We start from the raw sequence: 26,346 nt of genomic DNA on the forward strand, positions 1-26,346 counted from the left end.
GTCAGAGCACCTTGCCGGGGTTCAGCAGGCCGGTCGGGTCGAGCGCGGCCTTGACCGCCTGGTGCACCCGGACGCCCACCGGGCCGATCTCGCGGGCCAGCCAGTCCCGCTTGAGCAGGCCCACCCCGTGCTCGCCGGTGCAGGTGCCGCCCAGTTCCAGGCCGAGCCGCATGATCTCGTCGAAGGCGCGCCGGCCGCGTTCCAGGCTCGCCGGGTCGGCCCGGTCGACCACGATGTTCGGGTGCATGTTGCCGTCCCCCGCGTGCCCGACCACGCCGATCGGCACGTCGCACTCGGCCGCGATCCGGGCCACCCCGTCCAGCAGCGCGGCCAACAACCCTCGGGGCACCGCCACGTCGTCGATGACCAGCCCGCCGTTGCCGCCCGGGAAGGCGTCCGCGGCGAACTTCTCCATCGCCGGATGGGCCAGCCGGCGGGCCTGCAACAGCGCCGCCGCCTCCACCGTGTCGGTGGCCGCGTAGACCTCGTCGGCGCCGGCCGCGGCGCACACCTCGGCCAGCGCGGCCAGGTCGTCGGCGGCCCGGGCGCCGGTGTCGGCGGCGGCCAGCAGCAGCGCCTGGGCGTCCGTGCGCAGCCCCATCGGCCGGTACGCCTCGATGGCCCGCAGGTGGGTCTGGTCGAGCAGTTCCAGCAGGCTGGGGGAGAGGCCCCGGGCGGCGATCCCGGCCACCGCGTCGCCGGCCGCCGCGGTGGAGGGGAAGACCGCGACCAGGGTCAGTGACTCGGCCGGCGCGGGTCGCAGCGCCACGGTCACCTCGGTGATGATCCCGAGGGTGCCCTCCGAGCCGACGAAGAGCCGGGTGAGGTCGTACCCGGCGACCCCCTTGGCGGTACGCCGGCCGGTGCGCAGCACCTCGCCGGAGGCGAGCACCACCTCCAGGCCGAGCACGTACTCGGTGGTGACGCCGTACTTGACGCAGCACATGCCGCCCGCGTTGGTGGCGACGTTGCCGCCGATGGTGGAGGACTCCCAGGAGCCCGGGTCGGGCGGGTACCAGAGGCCCTGCTCGGCCACCGCGGCGGCCAGCGTGGCGTTGACCACCCCGGGCTGGACCACCGCGATCCGGCTCACCGGGTCGATCTCCAGGATGGCGTCCATCGCGACCGTGCTCAGCACCACCGCGCCGTCGACCGCGTTCGCCGCGCCCGCCAGCCCGGTCCGCGCCCCCTGCGGCACCACCGGTACGCCGTGCCGGGCGGCCGCCCGGACCACCGCGGCCACCTGCTCGGTGCTGCGCGGCCGGGTGACCACCAGCGGCGTGCCGGCGGCGCAGAGATCGGCCTCGTCCCGCTCGTGCATCCGGAGCAGGTCCGGGTCGGTCAGCACCGCGTCGTCGCCGAGCGCGGCCCGCAGGTCGTCGAGCAGGGGGGAACCGGCCATGCGGGGAAGGCTACGGTCGCCGTCGGGCGATCATCAACCGGCCCCGGAGCGGGTTAGATTGGCCGCCATGCTGTATCTGGACCGGCCCGGCTGGCCGTGGCGCGAGCGGCTCTGGTCGCATCTGATCAGCGACGTCTCCCTCGCCGAGCTGCACGTCTTCGCCGAGATGCTGGGCGTGCCGCGCCGGGGTTTCGACCGGGACCACTACGACATCCCGGCCGAGCGGTTCGCGGCGGCGGTCTGGCTCGGCGCCCGGGTGGTGCCGAGCCGGGACCTGGTGCGGCTGCTCCGCGCGGCCGGCCTGCGCCGGCCGAAGCACCTGGTCAGGTCGGCTCCGGACCGGTCAGCGCGGCCAACTCGCGGGTGAGGTTCGCCCGGGCGGCGGCCTCCCAGCGGCGGGCCAGCGGGGGCAGCCGGAACAGCGCCGGCAGGGCCAGCAGGCCGGTGAGCACCCGGGCCCGCCCGGCCCGGAACGCCGGCTCGGGCACGTGCGCGTACTCCCGGCGGACGGCGGCGGCGTAGGCGTCGTACGCCGGGCGCGGCGTGGCCAGGACGGCCAGGTCGGCGTCGCAGAGCAGGGCCCCGTCGGCGTCGGCCGGGTCCACCGCGTGCCCGGCGGTGAGCAGCACCAGCCGGCGGACCTCGGCCACCGCGCCGGCCGGCAGCCCGAGCCCGGTGAGCAGGGCCCCGGCCAGCGCGGCGCTGTCCCGTTCGTTGGTGTCCCCCGGGGCACGGGGGTCGTAGACCGCGTCGTGGCACCAGGCCGCCAGGCGGACCAGGTCCGGCCGGTCGGCCAGCGTCGCGTACGCGTCCACGACGTCCAGCACCGCGCTCAGGTGCCGCGGCGTGTGGTAGTGCCGGTGCGGCTCCCGCCAGCGGGCCAGCAGTTCCCCCCCGACCCCGGTCAGCGCCGGGCCGTCGCGCGCCCCGCAGCCCCGCGCCGCCGCCCGCCACCGGTCGATCAGTTCCGCCACGCGGACGAGTCTGCCGCAGATCGCCGAAGGCGAGGATTCACCCGCGGTGGTACGGGTAGTCCCCGCCATGCCCTTGTCCCGGCACCGTACCCGCTCGCTGCTCCGCCGGGTCGTGCTGCACCGGCGCAGAGAGGACCCGGACGCCCCGCGGGTCGAGGAGGCCATGGACGAGCTGCGGCACCGTGGCAAGGCCACCCTGCACGACCGGCTGCACCGGGTGCGGTTGGCGATGGGGCTGGCTCTGCAGGCCGGGGTGGCGGCCGCGCTGTCCTGGTGGGCCGCGCACGAGTTGCTGGGCAATCCGCAGCCGGTCTTCGCCCCGATCTCCGCGGTGGGCACGCTCGCGGTCTCGGTGGGGCAGCGGTTCCGCCGGACCGTGGAGCTGATCATCGGGGTGGCGATCGGCGTCGCCCTCGGCGACTTCCTGATCTACCTGCTCGGCACCGGACCGTGGCAGCTCGGACTGGTGGTCACGCTGGCCGTCATCCTGACGGTCTTCGCCGGCGCGAGCGTGGGGATCGTCATCCAGGCCGCCGCCACCGCCGTGCTGATCGTCACCCTGAGCCCGTCCACCGAGAACCTGGAGATACCCCGGTTCGTGGACGCGTTCGTCGGCGGTGGGATCGCCCTGCTGGTGACCGCGGTCCTGCTTCCGCTCAACCCGCTCCGCGTGATCAACCGGGCCGCTCGACCCGCGCTGGACCTGCTCGCCGCCCAGCTGGAAAGCACCGCCGAGGGACTGCGCGACCGGGACCGGGAGCGGATCCAGCGGGCGCTGGAGCGGCTCCGCAACAACAAGGAGGAGCTGGCCACCTTCACCGAGGCGATCGAGGGGGCGAAGGAGACCGTCACCCTGTCGCCGGCCCGCTGGCACCGCCGCGACGAGCTCACCCACTACGCCGAGGCGGCCGACCCGATCGACCGGGCGATGCGCAACAGCGGCACCCTGATCCGCCGGGCGGTCACCCTGATCGAGGACGAGGAGCCGGTGCCGGAGCCGATGCCGGACGCGGTCGCCCACCTCGCCGAGTCGGTCCGGCTGCTCAAGCACGAGTTCGCCGTCGGCGAGGAACCGCAGAAGGCCCGGGAACGCTCGCTGCGTGCCGTCAGCGAGGCCGGCCGGGCGTACGCCCAGGGCGTCGGCTTCTCCGGCAGCGTGGTGATCGCCCAGGTGCGTACCACCGCCAGCGACCTGATGGTGGCCTCCGGGATCAGCCAGGAGGACGCGAACCGGTTGGTCCGGCAGTCCTTCGGCGACCGGGACCAGACCACCGGCGAGACCGAGCCGGAGCCCGCCCCGAAACCGCCGACCGCCCCGCCGGTGGGCTGACCCGGCGCCCTGCGTCCCGCCGCCGGGCGTCGCGCCCGGCAGCGGGCGCCGGGTGGGCGGTCGCGGCTCAGCCGAGGGTGGCCAGCGCGGCGAGCAGGGCGTCCACGTGCTCGGCCGTGCTGCCCAGGCCGATGCTGGCCCGCAGGGCGGTCGGCGGCAGGTCCCGCCGCCCACTGCGGGTCGCCGCCTCGCCGAGCAGCCGGCGGGCCAGCGGATGGGCGCAGAAGAGGCCGTCGCGGACGCCGATGCCGTGCTCCCGGGCGAGTTCGGCCGCGACCGCCGCGGAGTCCCGGCCGGCCACCACGAACGACACGATGCCGACCCGCGGCGCGTCCGGGCCGAAAGTGCGCAGCTCCACCACGTGCGGCAGCGCCGCGATGCCGTTTCGCAGCCGGGCCAGCAGCTCCTGCTCCCGGTCGTGCAGCGCGCTCCGGTCGGCGTCGGCGAGGGCGTCGCAGACCGCCGCCAGGGCCACCGCGCCGAGCAGGTTCGGGGTGCCCGCCTCGTGCCGCGCCGGGCCGGTCGCCCACCGTACGTCGTGGGTGGCCGCACCGACGTGGCTGGTCGCGCCACCGCCCGCCAGGTACGGCGGTGCGGCGTCCAGCCAGTCGCCCCGGCCGATCAGCGCCCCGGCGCCGAACGGGGCGTACAGCTTGTGCCCGGAGACCGCGAGGTAGTCCACGTCGAGGGTGAGCAGGTCCACCGGGGCGTGCGGGGCGAGCTGCGCGGCGTCCACCGCGATCCGGGCGTGGTGTCGCCGGGCGACTCGGGCCAGCTCGGCCACCGGCCAGCGCTCCCCGGTCACGTTGCTCGCCCCGGTGACCGCGACCAGCACCGGCAGGCCGGGGCTGGCGTCCCGGCGCAGCTCGCCGAGGGCGGCGTCCAGCGCGCGGACCGCCTCGCCCGGGTCGGCCGGCACCGGCAGCCGGACCGAGCCGCGCGGCCAGGGCAGCAGGTTGGCGTGGTGCTCGCCGGCGAAGGTCACCACGGTGGTCCCGGCCGGCAGCGCCCGGGCCAGCAGGTTCAGCGCGTCGGTGGTGTTACGGGTGAAGACCACGTGGTCGTCGGCGCGGGCGCCGAAGAAGTCGCCGACGGTCTGCCGGGCCCGCTCGTAGGCGAGCGTGCAGCGGCGCGACAGCGCCCCGGCGCCGCGGTGCACGCTGGCGTACCAGGGGAGCAGCTCGGCCACGGCGTCGGCCGCGGCCCGCGCGCACGGCGCGGTGGCCGCGTAGTCCAGGTTGATCTCGCCCGGCACGCCGAGCACGTCCAGCCGAGCCGGCGGGAGCGCGGTGGGGGTGCGGTACGACGGGGGTACGAGGGTGACGGTCATGGCACGACCTCCGGGTCCAGGGACCCCGGGGCGGGCGCAGGGCGGGGTCCGCGCTTGCCCGGCACGCGGATCGGGCCGGGCCCGGTCATCACCCGGGGCACCCCACCGCGAACCTCGACGAGGGTTGCCGGCCAGCAAGCCGGGGCTTGACGCTGGCGCTCGTGACCTGTCGGCAGCATAGCGGCCGCCGATGCGCCCGGACCAGCGGGCCGGGGATGACTACGCTGACCGCATGGCCGACACCCCGCCCGGCGCACCGCAGCCGCCGTCGCCCACCGCACCTGCCGTCGCCGTCGCGCCCGGCGGTGCTCCCGCGATGCCGGCCCGCCGGCTGGGCTGGCGGCGGATTCTCGTGCTGGTCGGGGTGTTCCTGCTGATCGCCGGCTGCGCGGTCTACATGGTGTCCGAGTTGAACGACGAGATCGGGCTCGACGCGCTGCTGATCGGCGTGGCCGCGGCGATCCTGCCGGTGCCGGTGCTGGTGGCCTGCTTCCTCTGGCTCGACCGGTACGAGCCCGAGCCACTGAAATACCTGGTCTTCTGCTTCGCCTGGGGCGCGTTCGTGTCCACCGCCGCCTCGCTGAACGTCAACCAGTACTCCGCCGGCGTCTTCGCCGAGTTGGGCCTGCCGACCGCGCTGACCGCGGTGCTGGTGGCGCCGTTCATCGAGGAACTGACCAAGGCGCTGGGGCCGATCCTGCTGCTGATCTTCCGGCGCCGGGAATGGTCCGGGATCACCGACGGCCTGGTCTACTGCGGGCTCTCCGCGGTCGGCTTCGCGATGGTGGAGAACATCCTCTACCTGGGCGGCTACGGCTACGCGTCGGGCGTGGAACAGTACGGCCCGGCGACCGGCGCGCAGCAGGTCATCGCGCTCTTCATCGTCCGGATCCTGGTCTTCGGCTTCGCCCACCCGCTGTTCACCTCGATGACCGGGGTCGGCCTGGGCATCGCCGCCCGTACCGGGGACCGCCGGGTCCGCTTCCTCGCCCCGATCGCGGGCCTGCTGCTGGCGATGATGCTGCACGGCACCTGGAACCTGCTGCCGACCCTCACCCAGGCCACCGGCCAGGCGCTGATCATGCTGTACGGCTTCATCGGGGTGATGGTGCCGATCTTCTTCGGCATGGTCGGGCTGGCGGTGTGGCTGCGCTCCTGGGAGGGACGGCTCACCGAACGCACCCTGCCCGACTACGTCCGCGCCGGCTGGCTCACCCCGCCGGAGGTGGCGGCGCTGAGCAGCCTCGGGCGCCGGCACGCGGCCCGGGTGTGGGCCCGCCGGGTGGCCGGCGACGCCGGGGTGAAGGCGATGCGCGGCTACCAGTTCGCGGCGACCCGGTTGGCGCTGCTGCGCGACGGTGCGCTGCGCGGCCTGGACCGCCGGCCGGTGGACCGGGAACGGACCGCGCGGGAGGAACGGGAGCTGCTCGACGCGATCAGCGCGTACCGGGCGTTCTTCGTGGGGAGGGATCCGCAGGCCCCGGCCGGGGTCTGGGACGGGCACCGCTACCACCTGCGCTTCCCGGACGGCTCCCAGCGGCCGGTGGAGGCGCCCGACGAACCGGTGGTGCCGATCCCGGTGGTGCTGGCCCCGCCGCCGCCCCCGGTCTTCCCGGCCGGCTACGGCCCGCCCGGCTGGCACGGCCCGCGGCCGGCCGCGCCGTGGCCGTCCGGGCACCCCTGACGCCGGCGCCGGGCGGCACCCCGGCCGGCCGGTCCCGCGGCGGCGGGGCGGGCGGCACCGGGCCGGTCAGGTCATCAGGCTGGTGAGGAAGTCACCGAAGCCCTGGAACATGGCCATTAGCCCCGCCCCGATCGACTTGAACATCTCCGCCGCGCCCTCCGGCCGGAACGCCATGAAGTAGATCAGGAACGCGACGAAGCCCCAGAGCAACAGCTTCTTCACCAGTTCCGGCATCGTCCCTCCCCAGGGCCGGTGGTGCGGCTGGCTTCCCGGCGGGGAGCGGTACAAACGACCCCGGCGGCGTCGGCGGCGCGAATGCGCCGGGCGTGGTCAGCGGCGTGACCGACGCGGGCCGGGCCGGCGGAACGGGCGGCGGGCGGGCCGGGTCAGAGGTAAAGGCCGGTGGAGTCGTTCTCCACCCGCTCGGCGGCGACGGCGTGCACGTCGCGCTCGCGCAGCAGCACGTAGCCGCGGCCGTGCAGTTCGACCTCGGAACGGTCGTCGGGGTCGAAGAGCACCCGGTCGCCGGAGACGATGGAGCGGACGTTCGGCCCCACCCCGACCGCAGTGGCCCAGGCCAGCCGCTTGCCCATGGCGGCCGTCGCCGGGATCACGATGCCGGCGGTGGAGCGGCGCTCGCCCTCGCTCCCCTCCATCCGCACCAGCACGCGGTCGTGCAGCAGCCGGATCGGCAGGCCGGAGTCGAGATTCTGGTCGGCGGTCACGCCGGAGACGCTACCGTGTCCGGGTCGGCCGGCCGCCGGTGGTTACGCCGCCCGACGCCGGGGCACTGGGTGGCGGAACTGCCCTACGGTGACGTGGTCAGGCGTATCCTGTGCGACCTGACGCCGTGGACGGGCCGGTTCTGATGTCAGGAGGTGCGCTTGAGCCGCTTCGAGCGGGTACGCGGACGGCTCCGCCGCGCGTACGAGTCGGGACGAGAATCGGTGCGCTCCGGCGGGACCAGGTCCGCGGCGGTTCCCGAACCGGCCGAGGTGGCCACCCCGGCCACGCCGGGACCGGCCGCCCCGGCGTCGGCGACGGTGGTCGGGGCGGATCCGCCGTCCGCCCTGCACACCTCCACCTCCAGCCGGGACGACGCCGACGTACCGCACGCGCTGCGGATCGCCGCCGCCTGGTCCTGGCGGCTGATCGTGATCGGCGCCGTGGCCTGGGCGCTGCTGAAGATCGTCGGCACCATCCGGATCGTGATCATCCCGCTCGCCGTCGCGCTGCTGCTCTCCGCGCTCCTCGCGCCCGCGGTCGGCTGGCTGCTGAGGGCCCGGCTGCCCCGGTCGCTGGCGACCGCGGTGGTGCTGGTCGGCGGCCTGGCCGCGGTGATCGGCACGCTGACTCTGGTGGTGAACGAGTTCATCCAGGGCGTGCCGGAACTCAGCGAGAAGTCCTCGCAGGGGGTCCGGCAGATCCAGAACTGGCTGAAGACCGGCCCGCTGCACCTCTCCGACGGTCAACTCGACCGCTACATCGACGAGGGGCAGCAGTGGATCAACAACAACACGGAGAAGTTCACCAGCGGTGCGCTCTCCACCGCGGCCACCCTGGCCGAGGTGCTCACCGGCACCCTGCTGGTGCTCTTCGCGACCTTCTTCTTCCTCCGTGACGGCAACAAGATCTGGCGTTTCCTGGTCCGGTTGCTGCCGGTGGCGGCGCGCTGGAAGGTCGACGACGCCGGCCGGGCGGCCTGGGGGACGCTGGTCGCCTACGTCAGGGCGACCGTGCTGGTCGCCTTCATCGACGCCGTCGGCATCGGCATCTTCCTGGTCATCTTCGACATCCCGTTCGCCTTCCCGCTCGCCGCGCTGGTTTTCCTCGGGGCGTTCATCCCGATCGTCGGCGCCACCCTCTCCGGCGGCGTCGCGGTGCTGGTCGCGCTCGTCGACAGCGGCCCGGTGACCGCGCTGATCATCCTGGGTGCGGTGATCGGGGTGCAGCAGTTGGAGGGGCACGTGCTCCAGCCGCTGATCATGGGCCGGGCGGTGGCCATCCACCCGCTCGCGGTGATCATCGGCATCGCCGCCGGGGTGGTCCTCGCCGGGATCACCGGGGCACTCGTCTCGGTGCCGCTGATCGCCGTGCTGAACACCGCGGTCCGCCGGCTCGCCGCCCGTACCGTCCCGGACACCCCGCCCGACGCCGTGGTCGTCGCCTCCCAGGCCCCCTGACCGCCCGCCGCGCCCCGCCCGCGCGCCGCCGCTCCGCAGGATCCGCACAGTTTCACGGAAAGAGTGGTCTCCCGGGCGCGGGAGACCACTCTTTCCCTGCAGTTGCGCGGATCTTGAGAGCGGCGCGGGGGCGGGGTGGGTCAGGACTTGGCGAGGCGTTCGAGGGCGCCGCGGGCGACGTCGGAACGGGTGGTGTACCAGAACGGCGGGAGCGAGCGGCGCAGGAACGGGCCGTAGCCGCGGGCCGTCTCCAGCCGGGAGTCGAGCACCGCCACCACGCCCCGGTCGCCGTGCGCCCGGATCAGCCGGCCCACGCCCTGCGCCAGCCGGACCGCGGCGATCGGCACGCTGACCGCGGCGAACCCGGACCCGCCGTTGGCGTCCACGGCGGCGGCCCGGGCGGCGGCCAGCGGCTCGTCGGGGCGGGGGAAGGGCAGCCGGTCGATGACCACCAGCTGGCACGCGTCGCCCGGCACGTCCACCCCCTGCCAGAGCGACATCACCCCGAACAGGCAGCTGGAGCGCTCCTCGCGGAACCGGCGGACCAGCAGCGGCAGCGCCTCCTCGCCCTGCAACAGCACCGGCAGGTCGGTCCGCGCCCGCACCAGCTCCGCCGCCTGCTGCGCGGCCCGGCGCGAGGAGAAGAGCCCGAGCGTACGGCCGCCGAGCGCGCCGACCAGCGTGAGCAGTTCCTCGCCGGCCGCGTCGGGCAGGCCGGAGACGCTGGGCCGGGGCAGGTGCGCGGCGACGTAGAGGATGCCCTGCCGGGCGTAGTCGAACGGCGAACCGACGTCCAACGCCCGCCAGCCCGGCCCGCCGGCCACCGCGCCGCTCGCGGCCTCCGCCGCCTGCGCAGGCGCCCCCGACCGGGCCGGCCCGCCGCCCGCCGCGCCGCCGGTGGCGGCCTCCCGGCCGGAGCGTCCGGTCGAGGCGGCGAGGGCCGCGGCGGCCGGTGACGGTGGCGACGCCGGCGGGGCGTCCAGCCCCAGCGCCCGGGCCACCGTGTCGAACCGGCCGCCCAGCGCCAGCGTCGCCGAGGTGGCGACCACGGTGCGGTCCTCGTACAGGTGGGTGGCGAGGGTGCCGGCGACCGAGAGGGGCGCGACCACCAGCGCGCGGCGGCCGCTGTTGTCGTTCTTCTCCACCCAGGCGACGTCGTGGTCGGCCTCCTCCAGCAGCCGCTGTGCCGTGCCGTTGAGCTCGTCGAGCACGGCCTTGGCCTGCTGCTTGCGCACCGGATCGGGGTCGTCGGCCTTGATGTCGCCGATCGCGTCGAGCGCCGCGCGGGTGGCCGAGTCGAGCAGGGTGCACGCCTCGCGCAGCGGGCCGGGCAGGCCGGTGGTGATCCGCCCGGCGGGAGCCTCGGCGAGCCCCACCGCCAGGGCGTCGCCGGCCGCGGTGAGCGCGTCGGCGGTCTCCGGCCGCAGCAGTGGACGGGCCCGCCGGGTGGACCGGTCGATCAGCTCCGGCACCAGCTCGGCCTGGGCCGCCGAGGAGACCCGGTCGGCCAGCTCGTGCGCCTCGTCGACGACGAGCAGCTTGTGCGGCGGCACGATCTGCCGGCCGGCGAGCATGTCCACCGCGAGCAGGCTGTGGTTGGTGACCACGATGTCCGCCTCCCGGGCGCGGACCCGGGACGCCTCGGCGAAACACTCGGTGCCGAACGGGCAGCGGGACGCCCCGACGCACTCCCGGGCCGGCATCGAGACCAGCCGCCAGGCCTGGTCGTCGACGCCCGGGTCCAGCTCGTCCCGGTCACCCGTGTCGGTCTCCGTCGCCCAGTCGCGCAGGCGCTGGATCTGCTTGCCCAGCCGCCCCGCCTCGCCGAGCCACCTGGTGCCGCCGCCCCCGGGGCGCGGCGCCGGGGCGTCGAAGAGGGTGTCCTCCGGCTCCTCCTCGGTGGAGTTGTCCAGCCGGGCCAGGCAGAGGTAGTGGTGCCGGCCCTTGAGCACCGCGAAGGTGGGCCGCCGGCCGAGCAGCGGGGTGACCGCGTCCGCCAGCCGGGGCAGGTCGTGGTCGACCAGCTGGGACTGCAACGCCAGGGTGGCGGTGGAGACCACCACGGGCCCGTCCACGGTGAGCGCCGGCGTCAGGTAGGCCAGCGACTTGCCGGTGCCGGTGCCGGCCTGCACCAGCAGGTGTTCGCGGGCCTCGACGCACTCCTCGATCGCCGCCGCCATCTGCTGCTGGCCGGGTCGGGCGGCCCCGCCGGGGACCGCGCCCACCGCGGCGGCGAGCAGCTCCGCGGCGCTCGGCCGCTCGCTCCGGCGCCGGCCGCCGGCGCGGGTCGACGGTACGGCGGAACCGGCGGCGGTGCGGGGCGGGGTCACCGTGCGACGGTACCGGTCCGCGCCGACAGCGGCCGGGGGGATCCGCCCCGTGGCGTGGTAACGGTACGGACTCTCCGGGGGCGTCCGGTTACTTCCCGTGCGGCGACGCCTGGGCGGTATCGGTTAGGGTGCGACTCATGCCGAGCGACGTGGTCCGCGTGATCTACCGCAAGTACGACGGCAGCGCCCACCGCGACTACCCGGCCCGTCGGCTGACCGAGGACGACCTCGGCGTCTGGCTCGGGGTGACCGCCGGCACGAAGTCCGTCTACCACGGCCGGCCGTCGGTGGAGCAGATCCCGTTCGTGCTCCTGGTGCCGCACCACGCCTGGTGGACCGGCATGTTCAACCCGCCTCCGCGGACCAGCGAGGTCTACTGCGACATCGCCAGCCCGGCCCGCTGGGAGAACGACGACACCGTCCACCTGATCGACCTCGACCTGGACGTGGTGCGCCGACGCGCCACCGGGGCGGTCGAGCTCCGCGACGAGGACGAGTTCGCCGAGCACCGGGCCCGGTTCGGCTACCCGGACGACGTGGTCGCCGAGGCGGAGGCCGCTGCCCGCTGGCTCTTCGGCGCGCTCGGCGACGGCACCGAGCCGTTCGCCACCTCGTACCGGAAGTGGTTGGCCCTGGTGGTCTGAGCCGGGCGGCCCCCGCGCCGCCCGGCGGCGCCAGCCGGGGCCGCCGTGACCAGCCGGGCGACCGGCGTCACCAGCGGGGCGGCCAGGTGTCGTCCGGGCCGAGCGGCGGCAGGTCGGCCACCTTCTCCGGGTTGAGCTGGTGGAAGATCCCGGTCACCCGGCCCTCGTGCACGGCCAGCGCGACCACCAGCCGCAGCGGCCGGCCGTCGGAGTACACGGTCTCCATCTGCAACCCGAGCGCCCCGTCGACCAGCACCGGGCGGGCCCGCAGGGTGCCGGCGTAGCGGCCGGCGCGGCCGAAGAGGCCCCGGGTGAACCGGGCCACCGCGTCCGCGCCGACGACCGGACGGCGGGCCGCCGGGAATTGCCCGCCGCTGTCGCCGATCAGCACCACGTCCGGGGCGAGCACCTTGACCAGCTCGGCCAGCTCACCCGACTCGGCGGCGGCCACGAACGCGGCGAGCACCCGCCGCTGCTCGGCGGAGTCCGCCGTGTGCCGGGGCGCGTCCGGCGCGTTGACCGCGCGTCGGGCCCGGGACGCCAGCTGGCGGGCCGCCACCTCGGTGATGCCGAGCACCTCGGCGACCCGGGCGAACGGCAGGGCGAAGACGTCGTGCAGCACGAAGGCGACCCGCTGCTCCGGCCCGAGCCGCTCCAGCACCACCATCAGGGCGGTGCCGACCTGGTCGGTGCGGACCGCCCGCTCGGCCGGGTCCGGCGCGTAACCGTCGGCGCTCGGCCCCTGGTCGAGCGGGGTCACCACCGGCTCCGGCAGCCACTGGCCGGGGTACGCCTCCCGGCGGACCCGGGCGGAGCGGAGCACGTCGAGGCAGATCCGGGCGCAGGTGGTGGTCAGCCAGGCGCCGAGGTGCCCGATCTCGGCGCGGGCGGCCGGATCGGCGAGCGCGCCCGCGTACCGCAGCCAGGTCTCCTGCACGGCGTCCTCGGCCTCGCTGCGGCTGCCCAGCATCCGGTACGCGACCGCCAGCAGCCGCCCCCGTTCGGCTTCGAACTCCGTCGCCAGATCCCGCACCCGCGCCCCCTCCCGGACCGTCCCCGCCGACCGCCGCACATTCTTCCGCGCCATCCACCCCGAGCGTCACGCGCCCGTCGAGCAGGTCCGGTCGGGCTGCCCCGCGAAGGTTGCGAACCGGCTTGTTCCGCCCACCGTAGCCGGCTGGTCCACGAGCTGGACGCGGCTCGGCGGGCGGTGGTGGCGGAGGTGGGTGATGATCCGGGGATGAGCGCGGGTGTGGATGTGGAGGGTGAGGTCGTCGCGCCGCGGGGCGGCGGGATGCGGCAGCTGCTGCGGGTGGCGCCGGGCGGTCCGGTCGAGCTGGGGTCGGTCGATCCGCGGTCCACCCCGGGACTGCCCGGGCCGGAGGTGACCGGCGAGCACCGCAAGGGCTGGGCCCGGGGCCAGGTCGAGCTGGTCGGTGCGGAGCTGGGCCGGCAGCAGGAGATGCTCTTCGCCGACGCCACGGTCCGGCCGGCGGGCGCCGGGCACCGGGTGCTGCTGGTGCTCCAGGCGATGGACTGCGGCGGCAAGGACGGCGCGATCAAGCGGGTCGCCGGCGCGATGAACCCGCTGGGCCTGCACATCCGCTCCTTCGGCCCACCCACCGCCGAGGAGTTGCGGCACGACTTCCTGTGGCGGATCCGCCGCGCGCTGCCGCCGCCCGGGTACGTGGGGATCTTCAACCGTTCGCACTACGAGGACGTGCTGGTCGCCCGGGTGGAGTCGCTGGTGCCGGAGCCGGTCTGGCAGGCCCGGTACGACGAGATCAACGCCTTCGAGCGGGAGCAGCCCGGTGCCGGGGTGACCCTGGTCAAGGTGATGCTGCACATCTCGTACGCGGAGCAGGGTGAGCGGCTGCTGGACCGGCTCGCCGACCCGCGCAAGCACTGGAAGTACAACCCGGCCGACGTCGACGCCCGAGCCCGTTGGGACGACTACCAGGCCGCGTACGCCGAGGCGTTGAGCCGCTGCGGCACGGCCGCGGCCCCCTGGTACGTGGTGCCGGCCGATCGCAAGTGGTACCGGGACTGGGCGTTGGCGCACCTGCTCCGGGAGACGTTCGACACACTCCAACTCGGGTATCCGCCAGCCGGTTTCGACGTGCGGCACGAACGGGAGCGGCTGCTGGGATCTGAGGGATCGCCGCAGGTGAACGGCAGGTGAACGAACGATGAATGCGGCCTGGCCGGGGGTGGGCCGACGCATTCGCGGTTCTGCCGTTTCCTAGCATTCCCAGGCGGGCACCCCTCGGGGCGGCCGCCACCCTTCCACCGACACGACGAGGTCCGTGCTGTGAAGTTTTCCTTCCGCCCGAACGAGGGCGCTTTCTACGAGCTCTTCACCAGGGCCGCGCAGAACCTGGTGCGGGGTACCGAGCTGCTCAACGAGCTGGCTCTGCCCGGGGTCGAGGTGCAGTCGGTCAGCGAACGGCTCACCGAGGTGGAGCACGACAGCGACCAGATCACCCACGAGCTGTACAAGAAGATCAACTCCACCTTCATCACGCCGTTCGACCGGGAGGACATCTACCGGCTCGGCTCGCTGCTGGACGACGTGATGGACCACCTCGAGGCGGTCGGCAACCTGCTCTACCTCTACGGGCTGACCAAGCTGCCCTCGCTGCCCCGCGAGATGCACGAGCTGGTCAACGTCCTCGACCAGCAGGCGAAGCTGACCGCCGAGGCGATGCCCCGGCTGAAGTCGATGAAGGACCTCGAGGACTACTGGATCGAGTGCAACCGGCTGGAGAACGACGGCGACCAGGCGTACCGGATGCTGCTGGTCCGGCTCTTCTCCGGCGAGTACGACGCGCTGACCGTGTTGAAGATGAAGGAGGTCGCCGACGAGCTGGAGGCCGCCTGCGACGCCTTCGAGCACGTGGCCAACACCGTCGAGACCATCGCGGTCAAGGAGTCCTGATCCTGTGAGTCCCGAACTCATCGCCGTGCTGGCGGTGATCGCGGTGGCCCTGGCGTTCGACTACACCAACGGCTTCCACGACGCTGCCAACGCGATCGCGACCAGCATCTCCACCCGGGCGCTGACACCCCGGGTGGCCCTGGCCATGGCGGCCATCGGCAACTTCATCGGCGCGCACTTCGGCGCCGAGGTGGCCAAGACCGTCGGCAGCGGGCTGGTGAAGCTGCCCACCGGCACGGCGAGCCTCGGCATCGTCTTCGCCGGCGTGATCGGCGCCATCGTCTGGAACCTGATCACCTGGTACTTCGGCCTGCCGTCCTCGTCGTCGCACGCGCTGATCGGCGGCCTGGTCGGCTCGACCATCGCAGCCTCCGGCACGGTGCTCTGGACCGGCATCGGGGAGAGCGTCATCATCCCGATGGTGCTCTCGCCGATGGTCGGCTTCCTGCTCGGCTACATCGTGATGATCGCGGTGCAGTGGATCTTCCGGAAGGGGCATCCGGGCAAGCTCAACCGGGGCTTCCGCTGGGCGCAGACCGCGTCCGCGGCGGCCATGTCGGTCGGCCACGGCATGCAGGACGCCGCCAAGACCATCGGCATCGTGGTGCTCGCCCTCTACGTCGGCGGCTACCAGGACAGCGCGACCCACATCCCGGAGTGGGCGTTCTGGACCTCGGCGGCGGTGCTGGCCGCCGGCACCTACGCCGGTGGCTGGCGGATCATCCGGACCCTGGGCCGGAAGATCATCGACCTGCGGCCGCCGGAGGGCTTCGCGGCCGAGACCGTGGCCAGCTCGGTGCTCTACTTCAACGCGCTGGTGCTGGGTGCCCCGATCTCGACCACCCACACCATCACCTCCGCGATCATGGGTGTGGGCGCGACCAAGCGACTCTCCGCCGTGCGCTGGGGCGTGGCGGGCAACATCATCGGCGCGTGGATCCTGACCTTCCCGGCCGCCGGCACCATCGGCGCGCTCATGTACCTGCTGGCCCGCCCGCTGTTCAGCTGACCGGCCGACGTCGAGGGGCCCCGCCGCACGGCGGGGCCCCTCCGCGTTCTTCCGGCCCGTTCGAGCGGAGCCGGCCGGTCCGTCCGGCTCAGGCGTAGTCGACGCCGATCTGGGCCCGGATCGTGTCCAGCAGGGCCATCACCTCGAGGGTGGCCGAGTGCGGCACCAGCGGGCTCTCCAGCAGCCCCTCGGCCAGGCAGCGCTGCACCTCGATCGCCTCGTGCTGGTAGCCGCCGCCGGCCAGTTCCGCCGGGATGGTCTCCGGCTCCGCGCCGGCCCGGTGCAGGGTCACCGACCCGGGCCGGTAGAACGGCTCGGGCAGGTCGAAACGCCCGGTGGTGCCGGTGATCGCGGCGGCCAGCGGGGTGACCCCGACCATGCCGCAGCTCAGCGTGGCGACCGCGCCCGAGTCGTAGCCGAGCACGATGTCGGTGTTCTCGTCCACCCCCTCCGGGCTGAGCTTCGCCCAGGCCCGCACGTGCTGCGGCACGCCGAGCAGCAGGTGGGCCAGGCTCAGCGGATAGACGCCGAGGTCCAGCAGCGCGCCGCCGCCGAGGGTGCGGGCCCGCATCCGGTGCTCGGGCGGGAACGGCCCGGCCACTCCGAAGTCGGCCTGCACGCTGGTCACCGTGCCGATCGCGCCGTCGGCGACCAGCTCGCAGACCCGGCGGACGATCGGGTTCGTCCGCATCCACATGGCCTCCATCAGGAAGACCCCGGCCGCCCGGGCCGTGTCGACCAGTTCGGTGCTGGTCGCCAGGTCGAGAGTGAACGGCTTCTCCAGCAGCACCGCCCGGCCGGCGCCGAGGCAGGTCAGCGCCGCCTCATGGTGCGCGGCGTGCGGGGTCGCCACGTAGACCACGTCCAGGTCGGCGTCCGCGGCCAGTTCCTGCCAGGAGGCGTACGCGCGCGGCACGCCGTGCCGGCGGGCGAACCGCTCCGCGCTCTCGGCGGTACGCGAACCGACCGCGACCAGTTCCGCCCCCGGCACCAGGCGGAGGTCTTCGGCGAAGCGGCCGGCGATGTGGCCGGTGGCCAGGATGCCCCAACGTGTCATGCCGGCAACGCTAGCGAAGATCAACGGACCGGGGCGCAGGTCATCCGCCGAGTGGGAACTAGGCTCGCCGCATGACGATCGACAGCGACGGCTTCGCCGCCCCGCCGGCGCTGGTGGAGCACGCCCGCCGGTTCCGCGCCGAGGGCGGCACCCCGGCGGTGCCCCGGGTCGCGGCCACTGTGCTGCTGCTCCGCCCGGCCGACGCCGGCTTCGAGGTCTACCTGATCCGCCGGGTGGCCGCGATGGCCTTCGGCGGCATGTACGCCTTCCCGGGCGGCGGGGTCGACCCCTCCGACTCCCAGGCGCACCCGGGCTGGGCCGGCCCCGCCCCGGCCCGCTGGGGCGAACGACTCGGCCTGGCCCCGGCGGCCGCCCAGGCGGTGGTCTGCGCCGCGGCCCGGGAGGTCTTCGAGGAGGCCGGCGTGCTGCTCGCCGGCCCCGACCCGGCGACCGTGGTGGGGGACGTCAGCGGCGACGACTGGGAGGCCGCCCGGGTCGCCCTGGAGCAGCGCCGGGTCGGCTTCGCCGACCTGCTCGCCGACCGCCAGTTGACGCTCCGCTCGGACCTGCTGCTGCCGTGGAGCCGGTGGATCACCCCGGAGTTCGAGCCGCGCCGCTTCGACACGTACTTCTTCGTGGCCCTGCTGCCGGAGGGGCAGCGGACCCGGGACGTCTCCGGCGAGGCCGACCGGACGCTCTGGGTCCGCCCGGCGGACGCCCGCGCCCGGGCCGAGGCGGGCGAGCTGACCATGCTCCCGCCCACCCTGGTCACCCTCGCCCAGGTGGCCGACGCCGGAGACCTGGACGGGGTGGTCCGCGCGGCCGCCACCCGGGACGCCGCCACCCCGGTCACCCCCCGCCTCGACCTGCCCGAGGACGGCGAACCCCGCTTCGTCCTCGCCTGAGCCGCGCTCAAACAGTGAAAGAGTGGCCATTCCCCGCGGAATGGCCACTCTTTCACTGTTCGAGCGGGTGCTACAGCCGACGGCGGGGGTGTCAGCCGAAGCGGCCGGTGATGTAGTCCTCGGTCTTCTTGACGCTCGGGTTGCTGAAGATCTTCTGGGTGTTGTCGTACTCGATGAGGCGGCCGGGGTCGCCGGTCTTCTCGATCGAGAAGAAGGCGGTCCGGTCGGAGACGCGGGCGGCCTGCTGCATGTTGTGCGTGACGATGATGATGGTGAACTTGTCCTTGAGCTGGAACATCAGGTCCTCGATGGCCAGCGTGGAGATCGGGTCGAGCGCCGAGCAGGGCTCGTCCATGAGGACCACCTGCGGCTCGACCGCGATGGTCCGGGCGATGCAGAGCCGCTGCTGCTGACCGCCGGAGAGGCCGGCGCCGGGCTTGCCGAGCCGGTCCTTCACCTCGTCCCAGAGGTTCGCCGAGCGGAGCGCCCGCTCGGCCGCCTCCTCCAGGATCGACTTCTTCCGCACCCCGTTGAGCCGCAACCCGGCCACCACGTTGTCGAAGATGCTCATGGTGGGGAACGGGTTGGGGCGCTGGAAGACCATCCCGATCATGCGCCGGACTGCGGTGACGTCCACGTCCCGCTGATAGATGTCCTGGTCGTCGATGGTCAGGCTGCCCTCGACCCGGGCGCCGGGGAGCACCTCGTGCATCCGGTTGATCGACCGCAGGAAGGTGGACTTGCCGCAGCCGGACGGGCCGATCAGGGCGGTGACCGTCTTCGGCTCGACGGTCAGGCTGATGTTCTCGATCGCCTTGAAGCCGCCGTAGTAGGCGGAGACGTTCGAGGCTTCGATGCGCTTGGCCATGGTGGTGGTACCTCCGGGGTTCATCGGCCGAGCCGGTTGCGACGGGCCAGCAGCTTCGCCGCGATCGTCAGGATCAGCACGAGGGCGACCAGGGTGAGTGCCGCGGTCCACGCCCGGGCCGGCGCGTACCGGGACGCGTCGCCGGCCTGCTGGTAGACGAAGAGGGCCAGCGACGACTGGTTGTTCTCGAACGGGTTGAAGTTGATCGCCGCGCCACCGCCGGCGACCAGCAGCACCGGCGCGGTCTCGCCGGCCGCGCGGGCGATGGCGAGCATCACGCCGGTGACGATGCCGGGCAGCGCGGTCGGCAGCACGACCCGCAGGATGGTCTTCCACTTCGGGACGCCGAGGGCGTACGCCCCCTCGCGCAGCGGCGCCGGGACGAGGCGCAGCATCTCCTCGGTGGAGCGGACCACGGTCGGCAGCATCAGCACGCTCAGCGCGAGCGCGGCGGCGAAACCGGAGAAGCCGGGCCGGCCGTCGTTGAACACCGGCGAGACGACCAGCACCCAGAACGCCAGCACGAACAGGCCGGCGACGATGGACGGGATGCCGGTCATCACGTCCACGAAGAACCGGATGGTGAAGGCGAACCGGCCGCGGCCGTACTCGACCACGTAGATGGCGCAGAGGACGCCGAGCGGCACGGTGATCAGGGTGGCGATGCCGACCTGCAGCAACGTCCCCACGATCGCGTGGTACGCCCCACCCTCCGGGTCCCGGGCGCCGATGTTGTTCATCGAGGTGAGGAAGAAGTTGCCGTCCAGCCGCTCGGCGCCCTTGCTGAGCAGCGTCCAGACCACCGAGGCCAGCGGCAGGACGGCCAGCACGAACGCCGAGTGGATCAGCGCGCTCCAGGTGCGGTCGCGGGCCGACCGGCGCCCCTCCACCGTGTTCGCGGCGGCGAAGAGCCCGCCCAGGTAGAGCAGCGCGCCGATCACTACGACCAGGACCGGGCCGCCGATGCCGGCGCCGTAGACGATCGCAGCGGCGACCAGCAGGGCGGCCAGGGCCAGGGCCGGCGGGGCGTACCGGGGCAGCCGCTTCGCCCGCAGCGTGGCCGGCTGGGCCGGCGGGCGGGGACGGTGCGTGGTGAGGGTGCTCATGCGGCCGACTCCGTGAACTCTCGGCGGCGGTGGATGATCGCCCGCGCGGTGATGTTGACGATCAGCGTGATGGCGAAGAGGACCAGGCCGGACGCGATCAGGGCGCCCCGACCGGTGTCGTTCGCCTCGCCGAACGCGTTGGCGATGTTGGCGGCGATGGTGTTGCCGCCGTTCTCGATGAGGTTGAACGAGATGCCGAAGGTGATGCCGAGGGTCATCGCCAGGGCGATGGTCTCGCCGAGCGCCCGGCCCAGGCCGAGCATGACCGCGGCGATGATGCCCGGCCGCCCGTACGGCAGCACGGCCGTGCGGATCATCTCCCAACGGGTCGCGCCCAGGGCGAGCGCGGCCTCCTCGTTGGCGGTCGGGGTCTGCAGGAACACCTCGCGGGAGAGCGAGGTGATGATCGGCAGCACCATGATCGCCAGGACCACGGCGCCGAGCAGGATCGAGGCGCCGAACGGGCCTTCGCCGCCGAAGAGCGGGATCCAGCCGAAGTACTCGTTCAGCCAGACCGAGAGGTCCCGTACCGGGCCGGAGAAGTAGTCCCGGCCCCAGAGGCCGAAGACGACGCTCGGCACCGCGGCGAGCAGGTCGATCAGGAAGCCGAGCGCGGTGCCCAGCCGGCGTGGCGCGTAGTGCGAAAGGTAGAGCGCGATGCCCAGGGCCACCGGCACCGCCATCAGCAGGGCCAGCGCCGAACTCAGCACGGTGCCGAAGGCGAGCGTGCCGATGCCGAACTTCGGCTGCGCGTCGTTGGGTGACCAGCCCTCGTAGGTCCAGAAGTTCTCGGTGTTGGCGCCCAGCGCCGGCACCGCCTTGGCGATCAGGAAGACCGCGATCGCCGCGATGATCACCAACACGGCGGTGCCGGCGGCCAGGGTGAGGCCGCGGAACGCCCGCTCGGCGCCGAACGCCCGGGCCCGCGGCAGCGCGCCGCCGCCGCCCAGCCCGGTGCCGCCCGGGATACGGGTGCTGACTGGTGCCTCGGCCACACGCGCCGAGGCACCGGCGGGCCACTCGTGACTCTCGGTCACGTGGGTCCCGCCGGTGCCGGCGTTGGCCGAGCGGTGAGGGGTGTCACCCATCTGCTCGCTCGCTTCGGTTGCGGAGGTGGTGGGGTCGGCTGGCTCAGGAGAGGTTCTTGACCGCGGCCTCGACCTTGGTGCGGACGGTCTCCGGCAGCGGGGCGTAGCCCAGCTCGGTCAGGTCGGCCTGGCCCTCGGTGCTGGCGGCGTGCGACAGGAAGCCCTTGACCAGCGGCAGCTTGTCGGCGGCGAGACCCTTGGAGCAGACGATCTCGTAGGTCACCAGGACGATCGGGTACGCCCCGGCCTCCTTGGTGTTGTAGTCGATCGACATCTTCAGGTCGTCGCCCTGGCCCTCGACCTTGGCGCCGGCGATGGTCTTGCCCGCGTTCTCGGCGGTCAGCTCGGCGAACTCGCCGTTGCCGTTACCGACCTTGGCCATCTTGAGGCCGGCGTTCTCGGCGAACGACCACTCCATGTAGCCGATGGAGCCGTCCGCGCCCTTGACCCGGCTGGCCACGCCGTCCGAGCCCTTGGCGCCGGTGCCGCCCGGGGCCTTCCACGCCTTGGCCTTGCCGAAGGTCCAGTCGGCCTCGGCGGTCTTGGTGAGGAAGTTGGTGAAGTTGTCGGTGGTGCCGGACTCGTCCGAGCGGTGCACCGTCTGGATGGCGGTGGCCGGGAGCGTGGCACCCGGGTTGTCGGCCTTGATCGCGGGGTCGTCCCACTTGGTCACCTTGCCGGCGAAGATCTTCGCCAGGGTGGCCGGCTTGAGCTGGAGGTTGTCCACCCCGCTGACGTTGTAGGCGACGGCCACCGGGCCGATCACCATGGGCAGGTGGATGGCCTGGCCGCCGACGCACTTGGCGTTCGCCTGCGGCTGCTCCTCCTCCTTGAGCGCGGAGTCGGAGCCGGCGAAGTCGGCGGTGCCGGCGATGAACGCCTGGATGCCGGCGCCCGAGCCGGAGGGCTCGTAGTTGATCGTGGTGCCCTGGCACTGCTGCTGGTACGCCTTGATCCACTCGGCCATGGCGTTCTTCTGCGCCGACGAGCCCTGGGCGTTCAGCGTGCCGGTGGCGCAGTCGGCCGCGGCGGCCGACCCGGAGGCGGTGGCGCCGCTCGCGGGCTCGTTGTTGTCCGAGCCGCATGCACTGAGGGCGAGCGTCGCGGTAAGAGCGAGGCAGGCGAGAGTGCCGTGCCGCTGGAGCTTCACCTGAGGGGTTTCCCTTCACGTCTGACGTGGCGCCCGGATTGGGGCCCGGGAGCCGGCGCGGGCCGGCTGTCACACAAGCTAGGAGCGCCAGGTAGCCGGTTCGCCGGTCGGAAATGAACGGAAGGTGAACACGTCCGGCCCGCCAGGTGACCGCTCGCTGAGGGCGAGTTGTCCGTTACGTGAACTCAGGTGCCTCTGTCGGAAGTATGGGCATTTTTCCGGGCGGCCTGCGGATCCGCCGATCCGCCGCGACACCGCCCCGTCCGGCGCCCCGCCGACCCGGGGGAGCGCCGCAGCCGTGCCCGCCGGGGCGCTCAGCCCAGGTGGTAGTTGACGTGCGCGGACCAGTGCGCGAAGCCGAGCCGCTGGTAGAGCGCGACGGCGCCGGTGTTCGACTCGTCCACGTAGAGCATCACCCGGTCCAACCCACGCCGGTCGCGCAGGTACGCCAGCCCGGCCGCGGTCAGCGCGCGGCCCAGGCCGCCCCGGTGCGCGGACGGGTCCACCCCGAGCACGTACACCTCGCCGATCCGGGCCGAGCCGGGGCGCTCGTGCACCTTGGTCCAGTGGAAGCCGAGCAGCCGGCCGGTCGCCGACTCCTCGGCGAGCAGGAAGCCGGCCGGGTCGAACCACGGCTCGGCGAGCCGGACCCGCAGGTCGTCCGGGGTCCACCGGCCCTGCTCGGGGTGCTCCGCGAAGGCCCGGGCGTTCAGCGCCAGCCAGGCCGCGTCGTCGGCGCCCGGGCGGAAGGCGCGCAGCACCACCCCGTCGGGCAGGCGGGGCTCGTCCAGCGGAGCGGTCAGCGGCCGGCGCAGCTGCCAGAGCACCCGGGCCCGGCGGAAGCCGAGGTCGACGGCGAGCGCGGCGGCCGACGGGTGGTCGCCGTGGGCCCAGGCGCGCAGCGGGCCGGTGGCCGCCGCCAGCACCCCGCGGGCCAGCGCGCGTCCGGTGCCCCGCCGCCGGTACGCCGGGTGCACCGCCAGCTCCACCCCGATCCCGGTCGCGGCGTCGGTGGTGTCCAGGTGGGCGTAGCCGGTGAGCAGCCCGTCGTCGCTCCGGGCGGTCAGGTGCACGGCCGGCGCCCCCGGGTCGCGGAGCCGGAGCAGCACGTGCTCGTCGAGCGGGCCCGCGCCGTCCGCGTCCCCGGCCACGCCGGCCAGCGCGAGCACGTCGGCGATCTCCGCCGAGGAGAGTCGGTCGGTCCGGGTCACCTGGTCGATCGTCGGTTCGGCGCTGCTCATCCCGCCACCGTAGCCCGGCGACCACCGCGGCCCGGGCCCGCCGTCCACTGCCGAGGGTCCGGTCACGTCGGCTCGGTGGGCAGCGCCTCCAACTGGAACCGGTTGGTCAGCTCCGGCAGGATCCGGTACAGCGCGTCCACCGTGCCCTGCCGGTCGCCGCCGGCGTCGTGCAGCAGCACCACCGAGCCGGGCGTGACCTGGGTGACCACCGTCGCGGCGATCCGCCCGGCGCCGGGCGCCTGCCAGTCCGACGGGTCCACGTTCCAGTGCAGCGGCGTCATCCCGAGGGTCCGCGCCGTCGAGACCACCGGCAGGGTCCACGCCCCGCCGGGCTGGCGGTAGTAGACGATCGGGGCGTCCGGCACCGCCGCCCGGATGGCGCCGCTGGTGCGGAGCAGGTCGGCCCGGATCCGCTCCGGCGACCGGGAGCCGAGGGCGACGTCGTGGTTCCAGGTGTGGTTGCACAGCGTGTGGCCGTCGGCCACGATCGCCCGGACCAGGTCCGGGTGGGCCTGCACGTTCTCGCCGACGACACAGAAGGTGGCCTTGACGTCGAACTCCCGCAGCGCGTTCAGCACCTGCGGGGTGTACTGCGGGTCCGGGCCGTCGTCGAAGGTCAGCGCGACCCGCGAGCTGCCGGTGGTGGTGCGGGTGCCCAGCGGGCCCTCGGGGTCGGTCGGCTCGGGCCGGCCGGCGCGTCCGTCCTGGCCGGCCTCGTCCGGGCCGTCCGACCAGCCGGTGTCCGGCGACGGCTGCTCACCGTAGTGCGGGCCGGTGGCGCTGGTGACCACGCCCGACGAGCGCGGATCGGGCCGGTCCGGAATCAGGCTCCGGCCCAGGGCGTACGCCGACCCGAGCAGGGCGGTCAGCACCAGCGTGACGATCCCGGCGGCGCGTACGGTCGAGGGGGCCGGCATCAGTGCCCCCGCCCGGTTCGACCCGTCGCCGCCCTCGTGGTCACTGCACGCACCGCCGCCCCCTTTTTCCGGCAAACCCGGCAGTCAGGATAAGGGGGCTGAGCTGCTCAAAAAGGGCATATTGGGGAAGGGTGCCCGGGAGGGGTGAGTGGGCGTCAGACCGGCAGCGGCGCCGGCTCCGCGTCCGGCAGCGACCGGGCCGGCGGTACGACGAACTTGTAGCCGACCTGGCGGACCGTGCCGATCATCGACTCGTACTCGGAGCCGAGCTTGGCCCGCAGCCGCCGGACGTGCACGTCGACCGTCCGGGTGCCGCCGAAGTAGTCGTAGCCCCAGACCTCGCGCAGCAACTGGTCCCGGGTGAACACCCGGCCCGGGTGCTGGGCCAGGAACTTCAGCAGCTCGAACTCCTTGTAGGTGAGGTCGAGCGGGCGCCCCTTGAGCTTCGCGGCGTAGGTGTCCGGGTCGATGGTCAGCTCGCCGGCGCGGATCGAGCCGCCGGCCCCGGAGACCGCGTTGCTCAGCCGGCCGACCGCGAGCCGCAGCCGGGCCTCCACCTCGGCCGGCCCGGCGGCGGCGAGGATGACGTCGTCGACGCCCCAGTCGGCGTTGAGGGCGATCAGCCCCGCCTCGGTGACCACGGCGACCAGCGGCACCCCGAGCCCGGTGGCGTGCAGCATCCGGCAGGTGGCCCGGGCCTCGCTCAGCTCGGACCGGGCGTCCACCAGCACCGCGTCCGGACTGGGGCCGGCGACCAGGGTGCGGACGTCGCGCGGCGCGGTGCGGACCGAGTGCGGCAGCAGGTCGAGCGCCGGCAGCACGGCTGACGGCTCGCTTGCGCGCGCGGTCACCAGCAGCAGGATCTCCACGATCACCTCCGTCCCGGCGGCTGTTGTGCCGCGCGCGACCAGCGCACTCCTCGCGGATGTGGCGCTGAGAACTTTCCGTGGGTCCCGGCGTCGCTGACGGGCGGGTATCGGCTTGAGCGTAACCGATCGCCCCGGCTGCGCCTCCGCGCGCTTTCCTGTTTGCCCGGCTTGCCCCTGATCACGCCGCAGGTTTTAACGTTGCCGAAACCGTGATCCCCGCGTCCGCCGGTGGGTCTGGCACGATCGGTGCGTGTTTCCCTCCAGCTCGCCCGAGACCGGCCGTGACCCGTGGCCCGACGGCCCCCGCCCGCAGCCGGCCGGCCCGTCCCGGGGCCAGCCGCCGGCCCCGCGTGGTGGACCGGCCGTCGACCAGGACGACCGCCGGGAGCGCAGCGGGCCACGCCGGGCCCGCCGCAGCGGTGAGCCGCCTCGCCGCCCCGACGACGAGCCGGGCGCCGAGCCGGACGAGGAGACCGTGCCGCCGGTCGAGGTGCGCCGGTCGCTCGCGCTCGCCGTCGCCGGGTTCGCCGTGCTGCTCGGGGTGGGTCTGGTGCTCGGCGCGCAGACCTCCGGGCCGGGGCACCGGCTGCCCTTCGCGTTCATCATCCTCGGCGTCCAGCTGCTCTTCGTGCTGGCCTGGACGATGGCCATGCGGCCGCCCGCGGTGCTGCTGGTCGCCCTGGTCAGCGGCGCCACCGCGGTCGCGGCGGACACCGCCGCCGTGCAGTCCGACGTCGCCGGGCTGGCGCCGCTGGGCTACGTCGCGGCGGGTGGCTTCCTGCTCGGCGTGCTCGGTCAGCTGGTCCGCCGGGTCGACCGGGTGCGGGTGACCGACTCGCTCGGCGGGACGCTGCTGATCGTGGTCGGCGTGGTGGCCTTCGGCACCCTGATCGTGCTCAGCCGGATCCCCGCCGGCACCCAGGCGATCACCGTCTGCCTGACCGCGAGCGGGGTGGCGCTCACCGTCGCCCGGCTGACCGACGCCGTCGCGCCGTGGCCGCGGCTGGCGCCCCAGGTGCCCCGCGGCGCCGCCGGCGTGGTCGCCGGCGCGATGGTCGGTACGCTGATCAGCGCCCTGCTCGGCAGCTACCTGGTCACGCCGTTCACGCCGACCCGGGCCGCGATCATCGGGCTGGTCGCGGCGGTCGCCGCCGTCCTGGCCGACCTGGCGGTGGGCTACGCCGAGGCGGGCCGGCTGATGGCGGGCGAGCCGCCGACGATGTGGGTCGCCCGGCACATGCAGGGCCCGCTCGGCGGCTTCGCGCTGGCCGCGCCGGCCGCGTACGCGATGTGCAAGCTGGTGCTGTGACCGGAGATTGAG

25 protein-coding genes and 1 riboswitch are annotated in these 26,346 nt (G+C 74.1%); of the genes, 10 read left to right on the top strand and 15 right to left on the bottom strand.

The features are described 5' to 3' along the window. Position 1 precedes the first annotated feature (1 nt). The gene (locus tag ACVCAH_RS01390) at positions 2 to 1,402 is read right to left on the bottom strand and encodes an FAD-binding oxidoreductase (protein ID WP_447134183.1); all 1,401 of its coding nucleotides are present in this window, start codon (positions 1,400 to 1,402) and stop codon (positions 2 to 4) included. 67 nt (positions 1,403 to 1,469) lie between these two features. On the opposite strand from ACVCAH_RS01390, the gene ACVCAH_RS01395 reads away from it, so the two are divergent. After that, entirely contained in the window at positions 1,470 to 1,769 is a 300-nt protein-coding gene (locus ACVCAH_RS01395; RefSeq protein ID WP_447134184.1) for a DUF4031 domain-containing protein, read from the top strand. On the opposite strand, the gene ACVCAH_RS01400 is transcribed toward ACVCAH_RS01395, so the two are convergent. Then, positions 1,726 to 2,376: an HD domain-containing protein gene (locus tag ACVCAH_RS01400; protein ID WP_447134185.1), complete on the bottom strand. Its 651-nt coding sequence runs from the start codon at positions 2,374 to 2,376 to the stop codon at positions 1,726 to 1,728. The genes ACVCAH_RS01395 and ACVCAH_RS01400 overlap by 44 nt on opposite strands. 73 nt (positions 2,377 to 2,449) lie before the next feature. On the opposite strand from ACVCAH_RS01400, the gene ACVCAH_RS01405 reads away from it, so the two are divergent. Next, entirely contained in the window at positions 2,450 to 3,706 is a 1,257-nt protein-coding gene (locus ACVCAH_RS01405) for an FUSC family protein (RefSeq protein ID WP_447134353.1), read from the top strand. 67 nt (positions 3,707 to 3,773) lie between these two features. Here ACVCAH_RS01405 and ACVCAH_RS01410 read toward each other — a convergent pair whose 3' ends face one another. After that, entirely contained in the window at positions 3,774 to 5,036 is a 1,263-nt protein-coding gene (locus ACVCAH_RS01410; protein WP_447134186.1) for an aminotransferase class V-fold PLP-dependent enzyme, read from the bottom strand. A 45-nt stretch (positions 5,037 to 5,081) separates the two neighbouring features. After that, positions 5,082 to 5,203: riboswitch (SAM riboswitch) on the bottom strand. Between the two features lie 23 nt (positions 5,204 to 5,226). Between ACVCAH_RS01410 and ACVCAH_RS01415 the strand changes: the two genes are divergently transcribed. Then, positions 5,227 to 6,720: a PrsW family intramembrane metalloprotease gene (locus tag ACVCAH_RS01415; protein ID WP_447134187.1), complete on the top strand. Its 1,494-nt coding sequence runs from the start codon at positions 5,227 to 5,229 to the stop codon at positions 6,718 to 6,720. A 66-nt stretch (positions 6,721 to 6,786) separates the two neighbouring features. On the opposite strand, the gene ACVCAH_RS01420 is transcribed toward ACVCAH_RS01415, so the two are convergent. Both ACVCAH_RS01420 and ACVCAH_RS01425 read right to left on the bottom strand, forming a co-directional pair. Next, a complete protein-coding gene (locus ACVCAH_RS01420) occupies positions 6,787 to 6,954 on the bottom strand; it encodes a hypothetical protein (protein WP_447134188.1) in 168 nt (55 codons plus the stop codon). 152 nt (positions 6,955 to 7,106) lie between these two features. Then, positions 7,107 to 7,445, bottom strand: coding sequence for a GroES family chaperonin (locus ACVCAH_RS01425; protein WP_447134189.1), 339 nt, complete (start codon positions 7,443 to 7,445; stop codon positions 7,107 to 7,109). 153 nt (positions 7,446 to 7,598) lie between these two features. Here ACVCAH_RS01425 and ACVCAH_RS01430 point away from each other — a divergent pair, with 153 nt between their 5' ends. Further along, the gene (locus ACVCAH_RS01430) at positions 7,599 to 8,903 is read left to right on the top strand and encodes an AI-2E family transporter (RefSeq protein WP_447134190.1); all 1,305 of its coding nucleotides are present in this window, start codon (positions 7,599 to 7,601) and stop codon (positions 8,901 to 8,903) included. 140 nt (positions 8,904 to 9,043) lie between these two features. Here ACVCAH_RS01430 and ACVCAH_RS01435 read toward each other — a convergent pair whose 3' ends face one another. Further along, positions 9,044 to 11,143 carry an ATP-dependent DNA helicase gene (locus ACVCAH_RS01435; RefSeq protein ID WP_447134354.1) on the bottom strand — a complete coding sequence of 700 codons (2,100 nt, stop codon included), beginning with the start codon at positions 11,141 to 11,143 and terminating at the stop codon, positions 9,044 to 9,046. A gap of 227 nt (positions 11,144 to 11,370) precedes the next feature. Here ACVCAH_RS01435 and ACVCAH_RS01440 point away from each other — a divergent pair, with 227 nt between their 5' ends. Beyond that, on the top strand, positions 11,371 to 11,877 hold the full coding sequence (locus ACVCAH_RS01440) for a DUF402 domain-containing protein (RefSeq protein WP_447134191.1): 507 nt from the start codon (positions 11,371 to 11,373) through the stop codon (positions 11,875 to 11,877). A gap of 67 nt (positions 11,878 to 11,944) precedes the next feature. On the opposite strand, the gene sigJ is transcribed toward ACVCAH_RS01440, so the two are convergent. After that, the gene (gene sigJ / locus ACVCAH_RS01445; protein ID WP_447134355.1) at positions 11,945 to 12,910 is read right to left on the bottom strand and encodes an RNA polymerase sigma factor SigJ; all 966 of its coding nucleotides are present in this window, start codon (positions 12,908 to 12,910) and stop codon (positions 11,945 to 11,947) included. A gap of 207 nt (positions 12,911 to 13,117) precedes the next feature. Between sigJ and ACVCAH_RS01450 the strand changes: the two genes are divergently transcribed. The 3 genes from ACVCAH_RS01450 (at position 13,118) to ACVCAH_RS01460 (ending at position 15,824) form a co-directional block, all read left to right on the top strand. Then, entirely contained in the window at positions 13,118 to 14,059 is a 942-nt protein-coding gene (locus ACVCAH_RS01450) for a PPK2 family polyphosphate kinase (RefSeq protein ID WP_447134192.1), read from the top strand. A 129-nt stretch (positions 14,060 to 14,188) separates the two neighbouring features. Further along, positions 14,189 to 14,815 (top strand): DUF47 domain-containing protein, encoded by a 627-nt coding sequence (locus tag ACVCAH_RS01455; RefSeq protein WP_088996260.1) that lies wholly within the window; start codon positions 14,189 to 14,191, stop codon positions 14,813 to 14,815. Positions 14,816 to 14,819: 4 nt separating this feature from the next. Next, entirely contained in the window at positions 14,820 to 15,824 is a 1,005-nt protein-coding gene (locus tag ACVCAH_RS01460; protein WP_447134193.1) for an anion permease, read from the top strand. Between the two features lie 88 nt (positions 15,825 to 15,912). Here ACVCAH_RS01460 and ACVCAH_RS01465 read toward each other — a convergent pair whose 3' ends face one another. Next, complete coding sequence (locus ACVCAH_RS01465) at positions 15,913 to 16,881, bottom strand: Gfo/Idh/MocA family protein (protein ID WP_447134194.1); 969 nt, start codon at positions 16,879 to 16,881, stop codon at positions 15,913 to 15,915. A gap of 71 nt (positions 16,882 to 16,952) precedes the next feature. Here ACVCAH_RS01465 and ACVCAH_RS01470 point away from each other — a divergent pair, with 71 nt between their 5' ends. Beyond that, on the top strand, positions 16,953 to 17,786 hold the full coding sequence (locus ACVCAH_RS01470; RefSeq protein ID WP_447134195.1) for an NUDIX hydrolase: 834 nt from the start codon (positions 16,953 to 16,955) through the stop codon (positions 17,784 to 17,786). Between the two features lie 91 nt (positions 17,787 to 17,877). On the opposite strand, the gene pstB is transcribed toward ACVCAH_RS01470, so the two are convergent. The 7 genes from pstB to ACVCAH_RS01505 form a co-directional block, all read right to left on the bottom strand. After that, a complete protein-coding gene (pstB, locus tag ACVCAH_RS01475) occupies positions 17,878 to 18,654 on the bottom strand; it encodes a phosphate ABC transporter ATP-binding protein PstB (RefSeq protein WP_447134196.1) in 777 nt (258 codons plus the stop codon). A 20-nt stretch (positions 18,655 to 18,674) separates the two neighbouring features. Beyond that, on the bottom strand, positions 18,675 to 19,760 hold the full coding sequence (pstA, locus tag ACVCAH_RS01480) for a phosphate ABC transporter permease PstA (protein ID WP_447134197.1): 1,086 nt from the start codon (positions 19,758 to 19,760) through the stop codon (positions 18,675 to 18,677). Further along, positions 19,757 to 20,848, bottom strand: coding sequence for a phosphate ABC transporter permease subunit PstC (pstC, locus tag ACVCAH_RS01485; RefSeq protein ID WP_447134198.1), 1,092 nt, complete (start codon positions 20,846 to 20,848; stop codon positions 19,757 to 19,759). The genes pstA and pstC overlap by 4 nt, the downstream gene beginning before the upstream one ends. Positions 20,849 to 20,891: 43 nt before the next feature. Then, positions 20,892 to 21,998 carry a phosphate ABC transporter substrate-binding protein PstS gene (gene pstS / locus ACVCAH_RS01490; protein ID WP_447134199.1) on the bottom strand — a complete coding sequence of 369 codons (1,107 nt, stop codon included), beginning with the start codon at positions 21,996 to 21,998 and terminating at the stop codon, positions 20,892 to 20,894. A gap of 314 nt (positions 21,999 to 22,312) precedes the next feature. Next, positions 22,313 to 23,239 carry a mycothiol synthase gene (gene mshD, locus ACVCAH_RS01495; protein WP_447134200.1) on the bottom strand — a complete coding sequence of 309 codons (927 nt, stop codon included), beginning with the start codon at positions 23,237 to 23,239 and terminating at the stop codon, positions 22,313 to 22,315. Between the two features lie 62 nt (positions 23,240 to 23,301). Further along, positions 23,302 to 24,156, bottom strand: coding sequence for a polysaccharide deacetylase family protein (locus ACVCAH_RS01500; RefSeq protein ID WP_447134201.1), 855 nt, complete (start codon positions 24,154 to 24,156; stop codon positions 23,302 to 23,304). A 155-nt stretch (positions 24,157 to 24,311) separates the two neighbouring features. Beyond that, entirely contained in the window at positions 24,312 to 25,031 is a 720-nt protein-coding gene (locus ACVCAH_RS01505; RefSeq protein ID WP_447134202.1) for a winged helix-turn-helix transcriptional regulator, read from the bottom strand. A 244-nt stretch (positions 25,032 to 25,275) separates the two neighbouring features. On the opposite strand from ACVCAH_RS01505, the gene ACVCAH_RS01510 reads away from it, so the two are divergent. Beyond that, entirely contained in the window at positions 25,276 to 26,334 is a 1,059-nt protein-coding gene (locus ACVCAH_RS01510) for a hypothetical protein (protein ID WP_447134203.1), read from the top strand. Positions 26,335 to 26,346: the final 12 nt, after the last annotated feature.

The sequence above is a fragment of the Micromonospora sp. LZ34 genome (assembly GCF_052981855.1).